Source organism: Novosphingobium sp. MD-1 (assembly GCF_001014975.1).
GTDB lineage: Bacteria > Pseudomonadota > Alphaproteobacteria > Sphingomonadales > Sphingomonadaceae > Novosphingobium.
This window is the reverse complement of sequence record NZ_BBXA01000013.1, coordinates 598895-619871: the sequence shown is the minus strand read 5'-3', so window position 1 is coordinate 619871 and position 20977 is coordinate 598895. Positions and strand designations below refer to the sequence as shown.

At 63.6% G+C, this 20977-nt stretch carries 19 protein-coding genes and 1 pseudogene; 7 read left to right on the top strand and 13 right to left on the bottom strand.

The window, feature by feature from the left end; all coding sequences use genetic code 11:
- The first annotated feature begins 39 nt into the window (after window positions 1-39).
- The 5 genes from NMD1_RS03195 to NMD1_RS03175 are packed head-to-tail and all read left to right on the top strand — an operon-like array spanning window position 40 to window position 4623.
- A complete protein-coding gene (locus NMD1_RS03195; RefSeq protein ID WP_125953599.1) occupies window positions 40-1218 on the top strand; it encodes an aromatic amino acid transaminase in 1179 nt (392 codons plus the stop codon).
- Window positions 1215-2192, top strand: a complete 978-nt coding sequence (locus NMD1_RS03190; protein ID WP_125953598.1) for a ketopantoate reductase family protein — start codon at window positions 1215-1217, stop codon at window positions 2190-2192. The genes NMD1_RS03195 and NMD1_RS03190 overlap by 4 nt, the downstream gene beginning before the upstream one ends.
- Window positions 2189-2926, top strand: coding sequence for a class II aldolase/adducin family protein (locus NMD1_RS03185; RefSeq protein ID WP_233497320.1), 738 nt, complete (start codon window positions 2189-2191; stop codon window positions 2924-2926). The genes NMD1_RS03190 and NMD1_RS03185 overlap by 4 nt, the downstream gene beginning before the upstream one ends.
- A 7-nt stretch (window positions 2927-2933) precedes the next feature.
- The gene (locus NMD1_RS03180; RefSeq protein ID WP_158453881.1) at window positions 2934-4403 is read left to right on the top strand and encodes an autotransporter outer membrane beta-barrel domain-containing protein; all 1470 of its coding nucleotides are present in this window, start codon (window positions 2934-2936) and stop codon (window positions 4401-4403) included.
- A 25-nt stretch (window positions 4404-4428) separates the two neighbouring features.
- Complete coding sequence (locus NMD1_RS03175) at window positions 4429-4623, top strand: hypothetical protein (RefSeq protein ID WP_125953596.1); 195 nt, start codon at window positions 4429-4431, stop codon at window positions 4621-4623.
- On the opposite strand, the gene NMD1_RS03170 is transcribed toward NMD1_RS03175, so the two are convergent.
- The 13 genes from NMD1_RS03170 to NMD1_RS03110 all read right to left on the bottom strand — a co-directional run bounded on the left by NMD1_RS03170 (window position 4611) and on the right by NMD1_RS03110 (window position 17473).
- Window positions 4611-4889, bottom strand: coding sequence for a metal/formaldehyde-sensitive transcriptional repressor (locus NMD1_RS03170; protein WP_125953595.1), 279 nt, complete (start codon window positions 4887-4889; stop codon window positions 4611-4613). The genes NMD1_RS03175 and NMD1_RS03170 overlap by 13 nt on opposite strands.
- A gap of 291 nt (window positions 4890-5180) precedes the next feature.
- Entirely contained in the window at window positions 5181-5909 is a 729-nt protein-coding gene (istB, locus tag NMD1_RS03165) for an IS21-like element helper ATPase IstB (RefSeq protein WP_125953069.1), read from the bottom strand.
- Window positions 5896-7410 (bottom strand): IS21 family transposase, encoded by a 1515-nt coding sequence (gene istA / locus NMD1_RS03160; protein WP_125953070.1) that lies wholly within the window; start codon window positions 7408-7410, stop codon window positions 5896-5898. The genes istB and istA overlap by 14 nt, the downstream gene beginning before the upstream one ends.
- Before the next feature lie 145 nt (window positions 7411-7555).
- Entirely contained in the window at window positions 7556-8200 is a 645-nt protein-coding gene (gene alkB, locus NMD1_RS03155) for a DNA oxidative demethylase AlkB (RefSeq protein ID WP_125953594.1), read from the bottom strand.
- Window positions 8187-8909 carry a 2OG-Fe(II) oxygenase gene (locus NMD1_RS03150; protein ID WP_125953593.1) on the bottom strand — a complete coding sequence of 241 codons (723 nt, stop codon included), beginning with the start codon at window positions 8907-8909 and terminating at the stop codon, window positions 8187-8189. Before NMD1_RS03150 ends, alkB begins: the two co-directional genes overlap by 14 nt.
- Window positions 8910-8934: 25 nt before the next feature.
- Window positions 8935-9402, bottom strand: a complete 468-nt coding sequence (locus NMD1_RS03145) for a DUF1203 domain-containing protein (protein WP_125953592.1) — start codon at window positions 9400-9402, stop codon at window positions 8935-8937.
- 509 nt (window positions 9403-9911) lie between these two features.
- A complete protein-coding gene (locus NMD1_RS03140) occupies window positions 9912-12212 on the bottom strand; it encodes a TonB-dependent receptor (RefSeq protein WP_158453880.1) in 2301 nt (766 codons plus the stop codon).
- A gap of 160 nt (window positions 12213-12372) precedes the next feature.
- Window positions 12373-12564 carry a hypothetical protein gene (locus NMD1_RS03135; protein ID WP_125953590.1) on the bottom strand — a complete coding sequence of 64 codons (192 nt, stop codon included), beginning with the start codon at window positions 12562-12564 and terminating at the stop codon, window positions 12373-12375.
- A 111-nt stretch (window positions 12565-12675) separates the two neighbouring features.
- Complete coding sequence (locus NMD1_RS03130) at window positions 12676-13962, bottom strand: MFS transporter (protein WP_125953589.1); 1287 nt, start codon at window positions 13960-13962, stop codon at window positions 12676-12678.
- A gap of 21 nt (window positions 13963-13983) precedes the next feature.
- On the bottom strand, window positions 13984-14538 hold the full coding sequence (locus NMD1_RS03125) for an alpha/beta hydrolase (RefSeq protein ID WP_125953588.1): 555 nt from the start codon (window positions 14536-14538) through the stop codon (window positions 13984-13986).
- A complete protein-coding gene (locus NMD1_RS03120) occupies window positions 14535-15599 on the bottom strand; it encodes a 3-keto-5-aminohexanoate cleavage protein (RefSeq protein ID WP_125953587.1) in 1065 nt (354 codons plus the stop codon). The genes NMD1_RS03125 and NMD1_RS03120 overlap by 4 nt, the downstream gene beginning before the upstream one ends.
- A 36-nt stretch (window positions 15600-15635) precedes the next feature.
- A complete protein-coding gene (locus NMD1_RS03115; RefSeq protein WP_125953586.1) occupies window positions 15636-16484 on the bottom strand; it encodes a TauD/TfdA family dioxygenase in 849 nt (282 codons plus the stop codon).
- A gap of 11 nt (window positions 16485-16495) precedes the next feature.
- The gene (locus NMD1_RS03110; RefSeq protein ID WP_125953585.1) at window positions 16496-17473 is read right to left on the bottom strand and encodes a quinone oxidoreductase; all 978 of its coding nucleotides are present in this window, start codon (window positions 17471-17473) and stop codon (window positions 16496-16498) included.
- A gap of 151 nt (window positions 17474-17624) precedes the next feature.
- On the opposite strand from NMD1_RS03110, the gene NMD1_RS03105 reads away from it, so the two are divergent.
- Together NMD1_RS03105 and NMD1_RS03100 are read left to right on the top strand one after the other, a co-directional pair.
- Window positions 17625-18626 carry an AraC family transcriptional regulator gene (locus tag NMD1_RS03105; protein ID WP_125953584.1) on the top strand — a complete coding sequence of 334 codons (1002 nt, stop codon included), beginning with the start codon at window positions 17625-17627 and terminating at the stop codon, window positions 18624-18626.
- A gap of 525 nt (window positions 18627-19151) precedes the next feature.
- Window positions 19152-20532, top strand: a pseudogene (locus tag NMD1_RS03100) (transposase).
- Window positions 20533-20977 lie beyond the last annotated feature (445 nt).

The following is a 20977-nucleotide window of genomic DNA, read 5'->3' as shown; positions in this document are numbered from 1 at the left end:
CCCCGCTAGGGTGAAGCCCGTTCATTACGGGACCCGCACATGCACTTCATGACCCTGGCGCGACAGGCCGACGATCCGATTCTGGCCATGGGCGCCGCCTTTTCCGCCGACGTCCGCGATCGGAAGCTCGATCTGGGAATCGGCGTCTATCGGGACGAATGCGGGCAGACCCCTGTGATGCGGGCGGTGAAGGAAGCCGAACGCCGGCTGCTGATCGGCCAGCCGACCAAGAGTTACCTTGGCGTCGAAGGCGATCGCGCGTTTCTGGCGGGGCTGGAGCCGCTGGCGCTGGGCGATGTGCGGGCGGACCACGCGGTCACCGCGATCCAGACCGTCGGCGGAACCGGCGCGCTGCGGCTCGCCGCCGATCTCCTCGCGCGGGAGAAGCCGGACCGCACCGTGTGGTTCGGCGCGCCGAGCTGGACCAACCATGGCGCCTTGTTCGCCGCTGCCGGGCTTGCCGTCCGGAGCTTCCGCCACCTCGATCCGCGCTCGCAGGACATGGATGAAGCCGCGTTCGGGGAGGCGGTAGAGGCCGCACGGGAAGGGGATGTGTTCGTGCTGCATGGCTGCTGCCATAATCCGACGGGTGTCGACGCCAGCGCAGCGCAATGGCGATCGATCGGGAGGGCACTGGCGCGGCGCAATCTCCTGCCGCTGGTGGACTCCGCCTACCATGGGCTGGGGCAGGGCCTTGAGGCGGACCGTGCGGGATTGCGCATCCTGTTGGAGGAGGTGCCAAGCGCGCTGGTCGCGTATTCCTGCTCCAAGAATTTCGCCATCTATCGCGAACGGGTCGGCGCGCTTTTCGTGGTTGGCGGGCGGCAGGGCGTCGAACTGGCGGCGTCCAACCTTACCGCGCTGGCCCGCGCCACGTATTCGATGCCGCCGGACCACGGTGCGGCGGTGGTGCGCACGATCCTGCATTCGGAAGAACTGTCCGCGATCTGGCGCGCCGAACTGGATGCCATGCGCGAACGCGTGCGGGGATTGCGCGGCTTGCTTGCCCAGGAAGGGCGGATCGGCCCGGTCGACCTGGGCCGGCTGGCGACGCAGCATGGCTTTTTCTCGTCGTTGGCGATTGCCCCCGCCGATATCGCGCGGCTGCGCGACGATCACGGCGTTTATGTCGTGCCTTCCGGGCGGATCAACATCGCGGGTCTGCGCGAAGATCAGGTGGGAGCATTCGCGGCTGCCCTGCGCGCGGTGCTGGCATGACGTTCGTGGTGGTCGGCGCGGGGGCGATCGGCAGCGCGATCGCGGCACGGCTCGCCCATGGCGGGCAGGAAGTTACGCTGGTCGTACGCAATGCGACGAAGGCCGCGCTGATCGAGCGGGATGGCGTAACCTGCGAGGAGGCGGGCGCGACGATTACCGGTCATCCGGCGGTGAGCGATCGGGTTCCCGATGCTCCGGCCGATGTACTGGTGCTGGCGGTGAAGGCGGCCGACTTGCCCGGCGTGGCCGCAACATTGCCCGCCGCAATCGGCAAGGACACGCTGGTCATGCCGTTGGTCAACGGAATTCCATGGTGGTTCCGGCTGGGGCAGGGGGGCGGAGCAGAGCCTTTGCGTGCGGTCGATCCCGACGGCACGCTGACGCGGCGGTTCGCGCCGGAGCAGATCGTGGGCAGCGTGGTCTACACGACGGCGATGATGCAGGCGCCCGCGCATGTCACCGTCACCCAGCGCCAGAACCTCGTCATCGGCGCGATCGGCAGCGACAGCCGGGCGCGGGTTGCGCATCTGGGGCGGGTGTTGGCCGCGTGCGGGATCGAGGTGACGGTCAGCGAACGCATCGTCGATGCCGTCTGGGCCAAGGCGGCGCTCAATCTGGCGACGAACCCGCTGTCGGTGGTGGCACAGGCCGGACTGGGCGATCTGTGTTCCGATGAGAGGCTGGTCCCGATCGTGTCGAACATCCTTGACGAGACCTGGCGCGTCGCCGCGCGCTACAACGCCTGCCCGCCGATGACGCGCGACGAAATGCTGGGGCGCGGGCGGCTGGCAGGGGCGTTCCGCACCTCGATGCTGGAGGATTACCTGAAAGGCCGGCCGCTGGAACTGTCATCGATCGCCGATGCGGTGTTCGAGATGGCGGGCGAGATCGGCATGGACCTTCCCGTCAGCCGGGCGATCGTCGACATGGCGCGTTTCCGCGCCGGCACCCGCTTTCCGGAGAAGCACCCATGACCATGGCCGTTGGCGCGGACGAAGCGGCGTTACGCCGCGAACTCACCGATTTCTATCATCTCGTCGCCTGGTTCGGCTGGGACGAGATCATCTTCAACCATATCTCGCTGCGCGTGCCGGGCGCGGTTCACGCCTACCTCGTCAATCCCTTCGGGCTCGCTTACGAAGAGATCACGCCGGAAAGCCTCGTCAAGGTCGATACCGATGGCAACCTGCTGGAAGGTAACGGCTACAAGGCCAATCCGGCAGGCTTTGCGCTGCACGGGGTGATCCACGCACACCGGCCGGACGTGCACTGCGTGGCCCACGCGCACACGCTGGCCGTTTCCGCCGTGGTCAACAAGGCGCAGGGGTTCAGCCACGACACCTTCTACGGCGCGCAACTGACCGGCCGCATCGGCTACCACGATTTCGAAGGCATCACGCTCTATCCGGACGAAAAGGCGCGGATGCTGGAATCACTAGGGCAGCACGATGTGCTGGCGCTGCGCAACCACGGCGTCGCTGTCTGTGGGCCGGACATCGCGTCGACATTCATGCTGATGTGGACGGTGGAGCGGGCCGCGCAGATCCAGTTGCTCGCGCAATCGATGCAGGGCGAGCAGATTCCGCTGACGGGGATCATTCGCGACAAGTGCGCGGCCGATGCGCGGCGCATTACCGGGGGGGCGAACGGCGCGGCGCGCATGGTGTTCGACGCGGCGGTGCGGCGAATGCGCCGCGCGCAAGGGTAGCCGGCACATGGGCCGGGGAGTCAGCGGCACCACCCGGGTCGCGGCGGGCACCTTGGCCGTAGCCGGCGCCCTGGATGGCACCACCAAAGTCGACGCGGCCGGCCGTATCGAGGGCACCGGCACGCTGGGCACGGTCGTCAATTCCGGCATTGTCGCACCCGGCATCTCCGGCGTGGGGACGCTTACCCTTACTGGCAATTATACCGGCGTAAACGGCACGCTGGAAATCGAAGCCGCGCTTGGCGGCGACAGCGCACGGGCCGACCAGTTGGTCGTGGGCGGTTCGACCGCAGGCACGACGCGGGTCAAGGTGATCAACCTGGGCGGCATGGGCGCGCCCACGGTTCAGGGCATCAAGATCATCGATGTGACGGGTGCCTCGAACGGTGTTTTCACCCTGGAGGGCGATTATGTCTTCGAAGGTGCTCCTGCGGTGATTGCCGGCGCTTATGGCTACCGGCTATACAAGAACGGCGTCACCACCCCCACCGATGGCGACTGGTATCTCCGCTCCGCCCTGCTGAGCCCGGCGGCTCCGCCGGAAACGCCGCTCTACCAGCCCGGCGTGCCGGTCTACGAGGCCTATGGCCAGACGCTGGCAACGCTCAACGCGATCGGCACGATGCAGGAGCGCGTCGGCAATCGTCGCTGGAGTGCGGGCAGCGATGGCATCTCGGGCATCTGGGGCCGCATGGAGAGCGCCCGATCACGCCCCAATGCCGTTCAGTCCACCAGCCTTTCCCGGTTGAATGTCGATAGCTGGAAGATCGAGCTGGGCGTGGACCAGACGGTCAGCACCCGCGGCGATGGCTCGACTTTCGTGGCAGGGGTGCTGGCCAGCTATGGCGAAGCGCGGGCGGACATCGCCTCGCCCTTCGGCAATGGCAGCATCAAGACGCGCGGCTACGGCGCGGGTGCGACGCTCAGCTGGTTCGGGCCTCAAGGGTTCTATGTCGATGGCCGGGCGCAGTTCACGTGGTTCGACAGCACGCTGAAATCGAACACGCTCGGCGAACTGGCCAATGGCAATAATGGCACCGGTCAGGCCTACAGCATCGAAGTGGGCAAGCGTTCGCCGCTTTCGGGCAAGCTGTCGGTGACACCGCAAATCCAGATGGTCTATTCGACCGTCGGGTTCGATCGCTTCACCGATCCGAACGGCGCAGAGGTTTCGTCGCGCGTCGGCAACGGCCTGAAGACACGGTGGGGCATCTCGCTCGATCGCCAGGACGCCACCAGCCATCTCTACGGCGTGGTAAACCTGAGCTACGAGTGGCTGGACGGCACGGTGACCCAGGTCTCGGGCACGCCGATCGTGCGCAGCAATGAGCGGTTCTGGGGGGAATTCGGGCTGGGCGGCAGCGTGCAGCTTGGCCGCGTCATGTTCTACAGCCAGCTCTCGGCCAACACCGCGCTCCGCGACTTCGGCAACAGCTACAGCCTGAAGGGCATCGCCGGCCTGCGCCTCGCCTTCTGAACCCGCACGCCGAGGATCTGTTGAAATGGTCGGCGGTCCCGGTCCCGACCGGCAGGCTATCGCGAAGCACGGTCGGGGAGCGCCGACGGATATTGCCGCCGCAATACCGGTCGCGCCGCTGGCGGCGACGTCGGAACCGGTCATAGGTTCATCCGGCGAATATCAGCGCAAGATTGCCATTCTGTTTGGCGGCACGGTGTGGCCCGACTACCGCAAATAGGCCCTGATGATTGCCACCAGTTCCTCGGCGGCCTGCACCTTGGGATCGTTGATGGGGAGATCGGGTTCGATCATGTGTTCGCGGATGTGATCCTCGATCACCTCGGCGATGAAGCCTTCCAGCGCGCCGCGGCAGGCGGTGGCCTGTTGAAGCACACGGGCGCATTCCACATCGCCATCGACCGCGCGTTCGAGCGCATCGATCTGTCCGCGCAACCGTTTAAGTCGATTGAGGAGCTTCTGCTTTTCCTCGGCGACATGGCTCATGATCGGCCCTTTCCCCCTTGATACCATACCCCCCTAGGGTATAGAGGCCGGCAAGTCGAGTCGCTCCGCATCCTGTCCGCGCGCCCGGCGTTTCGAAGGAATCATCCGATGCCCCGAAGTTGTCAATCGGCGTCCAAAAGGGACCCCCGATCGGCGCGCAAAAGGGACCCCCTCTCAACGATGGCAGGACGGTCGAGGAACGCGCCTTGCGCTGCGCGCGGCGTAGGGAGGGCGGAGCCCGACCGGAGGCGCGCGCAGCGCAAGGCACCTTAATCCTGCGTGCGGCAGGGATCAGTTTCGGTTCTTGAAGCGCCAGCTGTCATTGCCGGTCTCGATGATGTCGCAATGATGGGTGACGCGATCGAGGAGAGCGGTGGTCATCTTGGGGTCGCCGAACACCGTCGGCCATTCTCCGAACGCCAGGTTGGTCGTGATGATGACGCTGGTTTGCTCGTAAAGTTTGCTGACCAGATGGAACAGCAACTGCCCGCCTGAACGGGCGAAGGGAAGATAGCCAAGCTCATCGAGCACGACGAGGTCGAGGCGAGAGAGCTGGGCGGCAAGCGCGCCGCTTTTGCCGATCCGGGCTTCCTCTTCGAGGCGGGTCACCAGATCAACGGTGTTGAAGTAACGCCCCCGCGCTCCAGCGCGGACGACATTGGCGGTGATGGCGATGGCCAGATGGGTCTTGCCGGTGCCGGTGCCACCGACCAGGACGACATTGCGCCGTGCGGGGAGGAACGCCCCGCCGTGCAGCGAACGGACCAGCCCCTCGTTGATCGGCGTCCCCTCGAAGTGGAAAGCATCAATGTCCTTCACCACCGGCAGCTTGGCGGCCGCCATCCGGTATCGGATCGAGGCGGCGTGGCGGTGCGTTGCCTCCGCACGCAGCAGATCGGTCAGTATCTCCATCGTCGTGCGCTGGCGCTGAAGCCCTGTGGTGACGGTCTCATCGAACGCGCCGGCCATCCCTTTGAGTCCGAGCCCGCGCATCGCGTCGATCATGTCATGCCGCTGCATGAAAGTTCCTCAGTTGGTCGTAACGGGCACAGTCGGCGATCGGCGGATGCCGCAGGGCATTGTCCTCCGACGTGACGATCGTCAGCGGTCGCGGCGGTTCGCGGCGCCGTGCCAGGATATTGAGGATCAAGTCGTCGCTCGCCGTGCCGGTTGCCAGTGCCTCCCGCACGGCGGCTTCGACGAGTTCCAGGCCATCGGTCAGCACGGCCGCCAGCACGCGCACGAACCGCCGATCGGCATCATCGCCGTTACCCAGCTTGCGTCGCAATCGGGCGAGCGCCGGCGGCAGTTCCCAGTCCTGGAAGGGTGCTCCGTTGCGTAAAGCGCCGGGCTTGCGGGCCAGCACCGGCAGATAGTGCCAGGGATCATAGATGGTGCGGTTCCGCCCGAAGAAGCGGGGATGCTCAGCGACGACCTCATCGCCGCATCGCACGACAATACGGTCGGCATAGGCCCGAACCTGCACAGTGCGCCGCGCCACTGTCGAGAGGACCGAGTAACGGTTGCGATCGTAGCTGATCAGGCAGGTGCCCGACACGCCGTGCTCGCTCTCGTTGAAGCCGTCGAACGGCCCCAGCATCGACTGTAATGCAGGACGTTCGATCTCCAGCATCTGCGCCACGGTCTGGTCGCCCTGCTCAGGATGGGCCTGCCGTTCGGCCCAGCGTCGGCACTCAGCTTCCAGCCAGCCATTGAGCTCCTCGAGGCTGGCGAACCGCAGACGGGGCTGGAAGAAGCGCCCTCGGATCGTCTGCACCTGGTTCTCGACCTGACCCTTCTCCCATCCCGCCGCCGGCGAGCAGGCCGTGGGCTCGACCATATAATGGTTGGCCATGATCAGGAACCGCCGGTTGAACACCCGGTCCTTGCCGGTGAACACGCTCGTCACCGCCGTCTTCATATTATCGTAGATGCCGCGCCGGGGCACGCCGCCGAAGAAGGCAAAGCCGCGCGCATGCGCGTCGAACAGCATCTCCTGGGTCTCGCGTGGATAGGCCCGGACATACACAGCCCGCGATGCGCACAGCCGCATGTGCGCGACCTTTACCCGCATCGGCTTGCCGGCGATCTCGACATCCTCGTGGCTCCAGTCGAACTGGTAGGCCTCGCCGGGCTGGAACAGCATCGGAATAAAGGCAGTCGTCCCGTCTCCGACATCCCTGCGCCGCTCGATCTTCCACCGTGCCGCATAGCGGCGCACGGCATCGTAAGAGCCCTCGAAACCCTCACGCACCAGAAGGTCGTGGATACGGGTCATCCGAAGCCGGTCACGTCGGCCCCGTAACTCGTTCTCTTCCAGCAGCACATCCAGCCGATCCTGAAACGGACCGATCCGCGGCAGCGGCTGAACCTTGCGCCGATAATCAAATGCGCCTTCCGGCGCCCGGATCGCCTTGCGGATTACCTTCCGCGACACATGCAGATCACGCGCGATCGCCTTGATCGCCTTCCCGCCGGCATACTCACGCCGGATACGAACCACTGTCTCCAAAACCAACATCCCGATCTCGCCGCATGAACTTCCACGCGGCTGTGTAAGCTATCGAAATGAGGGGTCCCTTTTAGACGCCGATCACCCCGCTAACGGGGTCCTTTTTGCACGCCGATCCACAATTCAACCCACTGCTAAAGTCGACACAGGTTAGTCATCGGGCCTTTCGAAAGGTAAGGTTGTAGCGCATCGCGCCGGTCACCGGGTGATCTGCGCCTTTGAGTTCATCCACACCGTGATAGACCATGCGCGACGGGCCGCCCCAGACGACCACATCGCCATGAAAGAGCCGGTGGCGCGCAGGCCGATCGCTGCGCTGATGACCGCCCCACAGAAAGGTCGCCGTCAAGCCCAAGGACACCGAAATGATCGGCGCCTCACGATCCCGCTCATTCCTGTCCTGATGGAGGGAAAGGCGTGATCCGGCGACGTAGCGATTGACGAGACAGGCGTCGGGCACGGCCCCATCAAAGCCGAGGATGTCGGCGGCGCGCTTCGCGAGGTCGAGAAAAAGCGGGGGGAGTTCAGGCCATGGCGTCCCTGTCTCAGGGTCGATCGCCTCATAGCGATAGCCCGAACGATCCGACACCCAGCCCCATGCACCGCAGTTGAACATGGCCACGGACATGACCTTACCGCCGCGCGTCTCCATATGGCGAAAGGGCGACAGGGCAGACATTCGTTCAACATGCGTCATCAATGCATCGGCCACATCGAGGGCAAAGCCGCTCAGGATCGCGGCACCCGGCCCAAGCTCCACGTCGCGCCTTTCGTTGGCGAATAGATCAGCTTGCATCATGGAAGATGATCCCCAGCGTATGTCGCTTGCCCGAACGCAGCTTGCTGACACCATGGCGCAGAGTGACGCGATAGTCGCCTTTCGCGCCACGCTGCGGGCGAAAGTTCACGGCAAACAGGACCGCGTCGCCCTTACCTAGCGGCACGACCGCCGGGCGCGACTGCATGCGTGGCCGCTGTTCAGTCAGGACGAACTCGCCGCCGGTAAAATCTTTGCCAGGCTCGGACAGCAGGACTGCGACCTGCAAGGGAAACACATGGTCGCCGTAAAGATCCTGGTGCAGGCAGTTGTAGTCGCCCTCCCCATATTCCAGCAGCAGGGGCGTCGGGCGCCTCTGCCCAGCCTCATGGCATCGCACCAGGAAGGTGGCATGATCGGCAGGGAAGCGGACGTCGATCCCCATCCGCTCATGCCAGCCATTGGCGATCGGCGCGAGGCGCGGATAAAGAGAGGTCCGCGCCTCCTCGACCAGCGAAGGCAAGGGATAGGCGAAATAGCGATACTCACCTCTGCCGAAGCCATGGCGGGCCATATGGATGTGGGATCGGAACACATTCGTGGGACCGCAAAGCGCAGCCACGGCATTGCATTCCCCGCCATCAAGCAGGCCGGGCAGGACGACCCAGCCTTCCTGATCAAGGTTGGCCGCGATCGCCGCCCAGTCATGGCCGGCGATGCGCGTATGAAGGCCCATTGGCTGGTCGTTCATGTGGCGCCTTCCATAATGACCATCCTCAGGCCCGTTCGATGCGGGCGGCATAGCAACCATACTTGGCATAATGGGCATGAAGATAGGCCACGTCCGGATTGGCGAGAAATCGCTCGATCAGAGGCGCCAGGGCTTCGCCCTCGGCAAGGTCCGCGTCGATCATCTCGCCCGACGCATCGAACGCACGCAGCGATATCAGGCGGATGCGGAGTGCTTCGGGCAGTAGGTTGATCACGTCCAAAGCACGGTCCGCACCCTCGCGCACGAAAATGGCGTGGCGCGACCGGTAGGGTGTTCGGGCGGGTTGATGTTCGTAGTTGAGCAGGATTGCCGTCTCTCCAACATCAAGGTCGCGGACCTCGATCCGGTCAGGGAAACCCGGCTTGGTATCAACCACATACCTGCGCGCACCGGCGCGGGCCAGATCATCATCGGAAAGTCCGGCGAGACCATGAAATTGGCTTGGATCGAGCCCGAGGACACGGAATGACATTGACAAAACTCCTTGCTTGAGGCCCGCCGTAGCAGACAGCATGGGAGCAAGCGTCCCGATCCTTGCGGTCAAATCGGTGTCCCCAACACATGACAGGAAGCAAGTCTCGAACTCGGCGTCTTCAGAACACGCCGCGCCTGCTGGGCGCAGGCTGTTGGGTGGGCAAGTGCTGCATATCGGCCGTCAGGCGCCGCCTTCAAAGACGACGTTGCAGGGCCTGGAGGCCGACCACGAAACCGCTCCTTCGTTCATCTTCTGGGAGAGGCGGAGAGCGGCGGCTTACAGCGAGGCCGTAAGCATGGCCGATTGGCGACAGTGACCAAAACGGCCATGGAAACTTTGCCATGTAGCTTTCATCCACCAGCATGACCTAGGGTCAGAAGCAGGAGGCAGGCGCGGTTCGCTTGCGACAGGCCGTCAAGAGTCTTGGCGGTCGCGCCCACCTGGCTGGTTCAACACAGCCTTCGTACCTTTAGTGTGTTCTGCGGGGCGCGACTGACAGTTGGTGATCAGAAGCGATAAGTTGCGGCAGCTCCAAACATCCGCGGCTCGCTGGCCAAGACGCGGTTGGCAGTGCTGCCGGGGAACACAGTGTTGTTGAGACCCAGCGCCGCGCCAAGCGGTTGGTACACGGTCAAAGGACGATAGTGCTTGTTGGCAAGGTTGCGCACGAAGACCGACAGCGTCCAACGATCGTCCGCACCACTCAGCGAGATTCGGCCACCGAGGAGTGCATAAGCACCTGCCAGTGACTGCGGGTTGCTGTCGTTCACGGTGCCGACGAACTGGCTGGAAATGAACGACATCGTGCCGTTGACCGCCAGGCGCATGCCACCCTGCCCGAGGTCCGTGCCCCAATCCACCGCTACATTGCCTGACCACTTGGGCGAGAAGGTGTTGGGCTTGCCGGTCAGGTCTTGGGTGCCGGGAAGGCCAGGCAGGTTGGAGGCGGTCCTGAAGTCGGTGAACTTCGAGTCGAGATAGGCCACCGAGCCCGAGATCGAGAAGTCGCGGCTCGGAGCGATGCTGAGGTCCAGTTCAACGCCCTGCTGGCGCAAATTCCCGGCATTGCGCACGATGAAGCTGACGCCGTCGAATGCGCGATCCTGGAACCCGCCGATATCCATGCGATAAAGGGTTATGTTGGCGCGGACCTTGCGGTCAAGCCAGCTCGACTTCACGCCAAGTTCGTAGTTCTTGACAGTCTCGCGGGTGAACAGGCGCTTGGTCGACACGAGGTTGCCACTGCCATCGACGACTGAAAGCGATGGCGTGCCACCACCCGAGTTGTAGCCACCCGACTTGTAACCGGTCGAGTGGTTGGCGAAGACGAGAATGTCGTCATTGGGTTTGTAATTTAGGCTTACCCGATAGGTGAAGCGATCTTCCTTGATACCGGGGAATGTCAGCTTCTCGGTGGCGCGCAGGGTCTGTGTGAACGGGCTCGACGCCTGGGCATAGCTGCCGCGCTTGCTGTCGGTGGTCCAGCGGCCACCTAGCGTAAGGGTCAGCTGGTCCGACAGGTGCAGATTGCCCTGACCGTAGGCAGCGAAGCTCTTGACGTTCTGGAACACGTCCTGATCGGTCGCCGCAATGCCGTTGTTCACGGCATAGTAGGTGGCGCAGGCCGTGCGCGCTGGTCCTGCCGGAACCAGCACGCCACAGAAGGCGGTGCCCATGTTGAGCTCTTCGGCCAGCGCGAAATCTTCTTCGAAGTAATAGACGCCAGCGACCATGTCGAACTTGCCGCCAAGCCATTCTTTTTCGGGAGAGATGAACTGCAGCTCGTGATTCTGGCTCTTCGAATCGAACAGGCTCCGGCGCGAGGCGAGGCTGACCGGGAAGTAGACGATATCGCCATCGAGCTGGTCGTTGGTCCACACGCGATAGCTGTTGATCAGCTTGAGCGTGCTGCCGCCTGCCAACTCGAGCGAGGCGGTGCTCGAGACGCCCCAGTTCTCGTCGACCAGGCCAGTCGCCATCGATTGGTTCATCACGCGGTCGTTGAGGTTTGTGTCAGGCCCGCCGTTAAACGCGGCCTGGATGAAGGCAAGGCGTGCAGCGCTGACCGAGTTGGGATCAAAATCGAAATTGGCGACGCCATCGCCGTCGAGGCGCGTGTAGTCGCCGCGCAGGATCCATTCGACATTGCCGAGATCGACCTTGAGGGTGCCGCGGAACGAGACGTCGTCCGATCCGCCGTAGTGCTTGCCATCGAGCTTGTTGACCCAGGGCCCCTTGAACCACTGGCCCATGCCCGCGACGCGCAAGGCGACGTTCTCGGTCAGCGGCAGGTTGACGTTGCCGGCAATCTTGTAGCGGTCGAACGAACCGACCTCGGCACTGACTTCACCGCTGAACTCGCTCTTGGGCAGTGAGCTGCGCAGCGAAAGCGCGCCGACACTGGCGTTGCGGCCAAACAGGGTACCCTGCGGCCCGCGCAGCACTTCCACGCCCTCTATGTCGAGGAATGCACCCAATACCGAGCCCGAACGTGGCACGTAAACGCCATCGACGAACACCGCGACGCTGGGTTCGATCAGCGTGTTGGCAAGCGAGCCGACGCCGCGGATGCCGATGCGGGTCGAGCCGGTATTCGACGAGCGCACGGTCTGGAAATTGGTAGCGACCTTGCCGAGGTCGAGCACGGTCACGACGTTCTGCTTGTCGAGGCTGGCGCCGCTGAAGGCGGCGATCGAGATCGGCACGCTCTGCACGCTCTCGGCGCGCTTCTGTGCGGTCACGATAATTTCGCCGCCTGCGGGCGCCGGGCTGGTGGTCTCGGCTGCGCTGTCCTGCGCGTGGGCCATGGTCGCGCTCGATGCCAGGATGGCGAACGCGCTGGCGCAAAGACGCAAGTGTCCAGTGGGCATTTCAGTATCCTCCCCAAACTTCCCGTTGTTGTCATCGTGATACCGGCCACGTGGAGGTGATATTTCACAATTCACGACAGCGATTTTGCATTTCGTGTCACACAAGATTCAGATGCAGGATCGCCAGGACCGTCACCACCGATCCCCAGCCGGGCGCGCTCACCTGAGCCCAGCGGAGCAGCGCGACCCCGGTTCGCAGTAGCGTTTCCGAGGCGAACTCGATCCCCAACCGCGTCTGCTCGCCCTTCATCAGGAAGTTGAACGCCATGCCCAGCAGCACATAGAGCATGACCTGGGTGGCTTAGTGTTCCGACAGCAACGTCGCCGCTGCGGCTATGACAAGCGCTCCTCCGAGCCACAGGGCGAGCGCCCGGATGCGGTCGGTCAGGGTCTGCATGGGTCAGGTGCCCTTGGCGGTGGCCAGATCGGCAAGATAGCTGCGGCGCATGGCCGCAAAGGTGAAGGCGGCGGCGATGCAGGACAGCGGCAGGATCCGGAATGCTCCGGCAAGTCCCAGCGCGTCGGCGATGCGTCCGGTCACGATCGGCCCCGGAGCCAGCCCGATCAGGTTGTTTGCGAGCGTAAGCGTGGCAAAGGCGGAACCGTGGATGGCGAGAGGGGTGAGGTTTGCGACCATCGCGCCGGCCGGACCGGTCGTTCCGGCAACGAGGAACATAGCAAGGCCGATCAGCGCGAGTTGCGCGACACCGGCGGGAAGAGCCATCGCCAGCGCGAGGCTCGCGGCCGTACCGATGCAGTAGGCCATGGCGAGGCTGATCTTGCGCTCTGGCCGATGCTGCGCGACGCGGTCGCTGACCATTCCGCAAACCACCATCCCCGTGCCGCAGGCCAGCAGCAGCAGCGCGGCCACTTGCCCGGCGCGGTCTACCGCATAGCCGTAGTTCCGGTTGAGGAAGCTTGGCAACCACACTGGCATCGCGCCCGCCGCAAACATCTGCAGGCCACTGCCGAGATAGGCCAGCCTCACCGAGCGGCTGCGGACGAGCGCGCGCAAGGGTGCGGACATTCCCGCAGCATCGCCATTGTCCCGCCCGCCGGTCTGCGGGGCCATCGCGCGGATGCGCCGTTCCTTGACCAGCAGCGGATAGAGCACGCCCAGTATCAACCCGGCAACACCGATCGCCATGAACGCGCTGCGCCAGCCGTGAGAGGCCGCGATCGTGCCTCCGATGCCCACGCCAAGGACTTGTCCGAACAGCCCGCCCGCCATGAAGGCCGCTGCGAGGGTAGCGCGCAGGCGCTGCGGAAACACGCTGATCACCACGGCGATCCCGACGCTGCCATAGGCCGCCTCGCCAACGCCGACGAGCGCGCGTCCGACGAGCATCTCGCCAAAGCCACTCGCCACCGCGCAGAGCAGCGTGGCCAGGCTCCACAGCACCGCCATGAGCGCGAGGCTGCGCACGCGGCCCCAGCGGTCGGCGGCGAGCGAGAGCGGAAAGGTCAGCAGGCCAACCATGACCGCGACGACCCCCGAGAGGAGCCCCAACTGTCCGTCGCTCAAATGCCATTCGACCTTGAGGAGCGGGAACACGGCGTTGAGCACTTGCCGAGCCATGTAGTCGGATATCAACAGGCCAAAGCTCAGCGCAAAGACGATCCAGCTGTAGGCGCTGCCCTTTGCGGGACCTTCATGTCCGCTATCGATGCTGATTGGCCCAGCCATTTTTCTTTCCCGATCCGATGCTTAGCCCGCCGTGACCTGCTTGATCAACGGCAGTGCCTCGTCCCAGGGGCCGAAACCCGCAGGCGGATTGAGATGCCCGACATCCCCCGCGTCGTGCAGCCGCGCGCCCCAGCACCAGGCGAGGTCGGCAATGCGGTCGAACGAGCCGAGCGGATCGTTGTTGCTGGCCACCACGATCGTGCAGAACGGCAGGCGCTCGCGTGCGATCGGGCACCAGCCATGGGCGGTGAGATCTTCCAGCGAGGGGTAGCCGGGCGGCAACGGGTTCTCGACATCTGCCGGCGTTGCCAGCAGTGCGCCACGGACCGCGCGGGTAGGCTTGCGCGCCCACTCGGCGACCATCAGACAGCCGGCGCTGTGGGCGGCGATCACCACGTCGCCCTCGATCTCATTCAGCGCGGCATCCAGTGCGGAGACACGCGCGGCAAGGCTCAGCCGGTCCTCGGTCAACGGTTCGACCGTGACCGAGCCCGGTATCGCGCGTGCCGCATGGGTCTGCCAGTGATCCTCGACGTGATCGCGCAGGCCCGGCACGAAGAGAACGGTAACGTTCATGCCACTTCGCGGATCGGCACGGCGAGCTGGCCACGCTCGCGGTTGGGCGCCATGCCGAGGCGGGCGAGCGTTTCCTCCGTCGAGTTGTACTGCGTGCCAATCCTGTAGATTGCGCGCGCCTCATCACCGTTGGCCACCTCGCGGCCCAGTTCGCGGCTGATGCGGACAAGCTGTTCGATCTGCGCGACCGAGCCCATCTTGTTGCCGTGCGGATCGTAGATCGTGTCCTCGATCCCGCAGCGGGCATGCATGCCAAGCGCGATGGCAATGGTGTTGATCGGCAGGACGTTGCCCATCACGCTTTCGAGCGTCACGGTCGAGCCATCGGGCGCGCGGCGGATGAACTCCATGAAGTTTGCAGGGTTCGGCCCGTCGAAACCACCACCGATGCCGACCCAGGTTAGGTTCAGCGGGCCTTTGTAGTGGCCTCTGCGGATCAGGCGCTCGACCGTCTCCATGTCGGGCATGCAGGTCAGCTGGAAGTGCGGCTGGATGCCGGCGCCTGTCAGGCGGCGCAGGTGCTCCTCGACCCAGGCAGGCCCTGCGGGAACGACCATCTCGCGATAGGCGTGATAGAGCGCCGGATTGGCGATGGAGGTCTGCGCGTATTCCTCCTCGTGCATCAGGTCCATGATGTTCATCTGCGTGGTGTTGACGGCGATGGTGACCTGTTCTGGGGCTGGCGTAAGCTCGGCCAGCATGTGACGCACCTCGTCCGACAGCCACTTTGCCTCCGCGCCCTCTTCCTCGCTTTCGGGAGCGAAGGAGATCGAGCCGCCAACCTGGATGATCATCTCAGGTACGGCGGTGCGGATCTTGTCGATCATTTCGTTGAACATCGACAGGCGCTTTGAGCCGTGACCGTCTAACTCGCGGCAGTGCAGGTGGAGGACCGTTGCACCAGCATTGTAGCAGTCCACGGCCTTCTGGACCTGCTCGTCCATCGTCACGGGAATATCTTCAAGGAAGTCTTCCGGCGCCCATTCCGGGCCATAGGGAGCAACTGTGATAACCAGCTTTTCCTGATTGCGGGGGAGCAGGGAGTCGTCGAGGAACTGCATCGGATCTCTCCTTGGATTTCTTGTCGTCGATGGATGTCAGTAGGGGCGGTCGCCGATGATGCCAGCGCGCTCCATGCGGCGGACCGTGGGGGCGTAGTCCATGACTGCGTAATGCTGGGTCGAACGGTTGTCCCAGATCGCCACCGAGTTGGGCTGCCAGCGCCAGCGTACCTGGTATTCGGGAATGCTCGCACGGCTGATCAGGTACTGCAGCAGATTCGCGGCACCCGGCGCATAGTCCAGACCGAAGCGGACGTTGTCGGCGGTGTGGTAATTGGTGAAGTGCGTGGTGAAGCCGTTTACGAACAGCACTTTCTCGCCGGTCTCCGGATGGGTGCGTACCACGGGATGCTCGGCATCGGGGTAGCGCGTCTTCAGGGCATGGCGCTCCGCCTCGTCCATCCGCGCACCGAACGAAGCCTCGATCGAATGGCGCGCCTTGAGCGGGGCTATGGTCTGCTTCACGTGGGCCGGCAGGTCGTCATAGGCCTTAGCCATGTTCGCCCACATCGTGTCGCCGCCTACCGGCGGGCAGGCCACGCAGCGCAGCACGCAGCCCATCGGCGGAGCCTCGCGCCAGGTGGCGTCGCAGTGCCAGGCGTTTTCATAGAAATCAGGCGGCGAATTCTCGTCCTTGTAGATTCTGACAAGACCCGGGTGGTCGGGATCGCTCCCGGCTACTGGATGGTCCTCGAGCGCCCCGAAGCGCTCGGCGAATGCGACATGGGTGGCGCGGTCGAAATCCTGATCGCGCAAAAACAGCACCTTGTGTTCGAGCAGCGCCATTCGGATCACGCGGAACAGGGCGTCGTCATGGACCGCGTCGGCAAGGTTCACGCCAGCCAGTTCCGCGCCGATATGGGTGGCAAGCTTTTCGACCCGCACGGCTTTCCTCCTCAGATTACGAAGATCGACGAACCGATGGTGCGTCCGCCTTCAAGATCGCGGTGCGCCGCGACGCAGTCAGCAAGGCGATAGCGCTGGCCGATCTCGACCTTGATCCGCCCGGCGGCGAGGTGTCCGAACCAGAGCGCTGCCAGTTCGGCGCGCTCGGCAGGGTCGGCATAGTAGTCGGCAAAGGCGGGGCGGGTGAAATAGACCGAGCCCTGCAGCATCATCTGGAAGGCATCGATCGGTGGAAACGGCCCCGAAGCAGTGCCGCAGCCGACCAGCACGCCGCGCCGCTTCAACGACTTGAGCGAGCCTTCGAACGTGTCCTTGCCGACACTGTCGAACACAGTGCTCACGCCCTGGCCATCGGTCAGTTCCCTGACCCGGGCGGCTACGTCCTCGCGGCGATAGAAGATGATCTCGTCACAGCCCAGGGCGCGCGCCTTTTCGGCCTTCTCCTCGCTCGAGACAGTGCCGATCACCCGCAAGCCGAGCAGCTTGGCAATCTGGACCGCGAGCAAGCCGACGCCGCCCGCCGCTGCGTGCAGCAGGATCGTATCGCCCGGTTTGATCGAGGGGTTGGCCTTGACCAGCCAGTATGTCGCGGAAAGGCCGCGCATAGTCGAGGCAGCGGCTTGCTCGAAAGTGATCGTGTCGGGCAACTTGAACAGCGGGGCTGCCGGCATCACACGTTCGGTGCTGTAGGCTCCGAGCGGACTGCCATTGTAGGCCACGCGATCACCGACAGCGAAACCGGCAACCCCTTCGCCGAGAGCGACAATAGTGCCCGCACCTTCGACGCCGATGCCGCAGGGCGGCTGCACCGGATAGTAGCCCGAGCGGAAGTAGGTATCGGCAAAGTTGCAGCCCACCGCCGCGTGGCGGATGCGGACCTCGCCCGGCCCGGGCTCGCCGACATGGACATCCTCAAGCTTGAGGACCTCGGGTCCACCGGTTTCATAAAAACGGACAGCCTTAGCCATCGCGATGTCTCTCCCCAATGCGCCTGCCATTGCAGTGATCATGCTGTGCAGTTGCCATGTAGTTAGAGCGGACCGCGCTTGTCTTTTTCACATTTCATGACATTGTTTTCCCATTCGACGCCACACTAGCTGGTGCGAAGGGAGACAGGACTTGGCAGAGTACGTCAGGGTAGCGGCACTGACCGGCTATATGGAAACGATGGCAACTTTCGCCGTCGATCCCAGACCACTGCTCCGCGAGCAGGGGCTATCGAGCGATCTGCTGGTCAATCCCGAACAACTGATTCCGGCCCAGGCTGCAATCCGCCTGCTCGAACGCAGTGCCGCCATCACCGGGTGCATGACCTTGGGGCTTCGCATGGCGGAATGCCGTTCACTTGCCAATCTGGGGGCGACGAGCCTGCTGATCGCGCACCAACCTACGCTGCGGCAGGCGCTCTCTACCCTTGCCGAATTCCGCTCGCGCATCAATTCGACGCTGGTCCTCCACTTCGAGGAGCATGGCGCGGATGTGATCCTACGTGAGGACTTCCAGCTTCGCCGCCCTGAGCCCTCACGACAGTCGAACAATCTGGCCCTTGGTGTACTTGCGAGGCTATGTCGCAGTGTGCTGGGCGATCTGTGGTCCCCGACGATGGTCTGCTTCACGCACGAGGCACCACCAACTGCAGAGCTACCGATCTTCTCGCGCGTGTTCCATTGTCGCCCACAATTCGGCAGCGAGTTCAACGGCATTGTCTTACCCAAAGCCGATCTGGACCACGCCAATATCAAGGCAGATGATCAGCTGGCCCTCCATGCAAGGCAACTGCTGGAAGCCGTCATGAGCCCGGTTGATCGCACAACCGTGCAGGATGTAAGCCAATTGATCCAGCTCCTGCTTCCCTCCGGACGCGCCAGTATACAGCAATGCGCCGCAGCACTGGGAATGACAGTCCGAACGCTACAGCGCGCCCTCGACGTCGAAGGCACCAGTTTCACTGCGTTGCTGAACAGCGCGCGGATGCACCTTGCCGTACAGTATCTTGCCAATCCCAGAATGCGTATCACCGAGGTGGCCGATTTGCTGGGCTACAGTTCCATCGGAGCGTTCACACGCTGGCACGGCGCGACTTTTGGAAGCAGTCCGCGCAAGGCTAGGCCAAATTCGTGAGTCGCCGCAATAGTCGACATTCAGGCGCCTGGACTCACACACTGGAAGCGGTCGTTTGTTTATCAATCTCGCTGGTCCCAGCAATGGCCTGGGCTGGAGGAAATCTGACGTTGCCAGTTCGGTTTGGTTTCGCCACAAGATTCTAATGCAGCGAGGCGACGTGATCACACCGGTTCAGATCGAGCATTCGATTGATGAAATCTGGATCGGTGAAGATTTGGCCAATACTACAACTACCTCGAATATCATTTCGAGGAAGGTGGTAGTTATATTCGTGCTCGAGTTTATCTCGACGATTCCCAAAAGGCGGTCCTATTCGGGCCATTCGATTCGCGGCACAACATCAAGGTGGTGACGGCGCCAAACCTTCAGGAGGCGGTTGAGACTTACCTCGGGAGACGGTTTCTCAAGGTAGTCCAGCGCTAATTGCCAATGACCGAAAGTGGGCGATACCGTTGAAAAAGTCGGTCTTGCAGTCGGGGTGAGGGTTTGATTCAGCATCAACATGCTGAAGGATGCCAAGCGATGATGGGCGAGCGCCGAGTGGCGCAGGAAGCCCTGTTCTACGAGTTCAGTCTGGATCGACACGTTCCGGCCGATCATCTGCTGCGGGCAATCGACCGGTTCGTGGACCTGTCGGGCATGCGCGAGCACCTGCGCGGCTTTTACAGCGCGATCGGTCGCCCTTCGATCGACCCCGAACTGATGCTGCGGATGCTCATCGTGGGGTACTGCTTCGGCATCAGGTCGGAGCGCCGCCTGTGCGAGGAGGTGCACCTCAACCTGGCTTACCGCTGGTTCTGCCGCCTGGGTCTCGACGGTGACGTACCGGATCACTCGGCCTTCTCGAAGAACCGGCATGGACGCTTCCGTGAGAGTGATCTGTTCCGCCAGCTGTTCGAAGCCACCGTGCGGCGCTGCATTGAGGAAGGACTGGTCGGCGGTGACGGCTTTGCTGTCGATGCCAGCCTGATCCGCGCCGAGGCCAACCGACAGACCTATGTCGAGGGAACGCAGGGTCGTGACGCTGGTCCGGCAGGGCGTGCCGTCGAGGAGTATCTCGCCGTACTCGACGATGTCGTTTTCGGCGGCGCAACGCCGGTTGAGCCCAAGCGCGTTTCGCCTGTCGATCCTGCGGCCCGCTATACCCAGGCGCACGGCAACCGCGCCGACTTCTGCTACGCCACCAACTACCTGATCGACGTCGACAATGCGGTGATCGTGGATGTCGAGGCGAGCACGGCGGTGCGCCAGGCCGAGGTGACCGCCGCCAAACGGATGATCGAGCGGGCAGCCGATCGCCATGGACTATTGCCCCGCAAGCTGATCGGCGACACCGGCTATGGCTCTGCGGGAATGCTCGCCTGGCTCGTCCACGAGCGTGGCATCGAGCCGCATGTGCCCGTCTTCGACAAGTCCGCCAGAAGCGATGGCGCTTTCGAGCGCAGCGACTTCACCTTCGATCACGAGGATGACAGCTATATCTGCCCGGCCGGCAGGCGTCTGCGACCGCGTAACCGCAACTTCACCTCGCCGCGACCGGAGGCCGACCAGGACGGCTTCATCCGCTACCGAGCGCGGCAGCAGGACTGCAGCAACTGCGCGCTCAAGCCACAATGCACAATGCACATCCATCCTGCCGGCTCGCAAGGTGACCCGCTCGATCCACGAGGGCGCTCGCGATCTCGCTCGGGCCCTGTCGCAGGAAGATGAATGGATCGCCTCACGCCGCGAGCGCAAGAAGGTCGAGATGCTTTTTGCCCACCTGAAGCGCATCATGCGGCTCGACCGGCTGCGATTACGCGGACCCAATGGTGCCCGGGATGAGTTCCACCTCGCCGCTGCCACCCAGAACCTGCGCAAGCTAGCCAAGATCAGCATCGCCAGGCAGATGACGATGACATGAGGTCAGGCGATTCTGCTCAGCCGTTTCGATCAATACCCTCCGCTTCGCCAAGAAGGCGACTTTTTCAACGGCATCGGGCGTGAGCCGCCCATCGGCGCATCGCGCCGCGATCGCCTTAAAAGGCGATGCTGCAGGGCCTGGAGGCCGACCACGAAACCGCTCCTTCGTTCATCTTCCGAGGAGAGGCGGCGAACGGCGGCTTATAGTGCGGCCTTAAGTGTCGCCGATCGGCGGCAATGGCGGGTTAGGCGCTGTTCGATCGTGAAGCTAGGCAGGACTCGACCACCACGATAAGGCCTCCAAGCAATGTGAGAAGCGCGAAGGGCGTTTGCCCCGAATAGGCAGATACGCCCAAGCCAATAAAGATAAGAGCGAGCCCAAAACGCCGCATTGGAGAACTGCTTCGATCTGACGGTCCGCTTTCCACTCGATATTATTGCTCCAA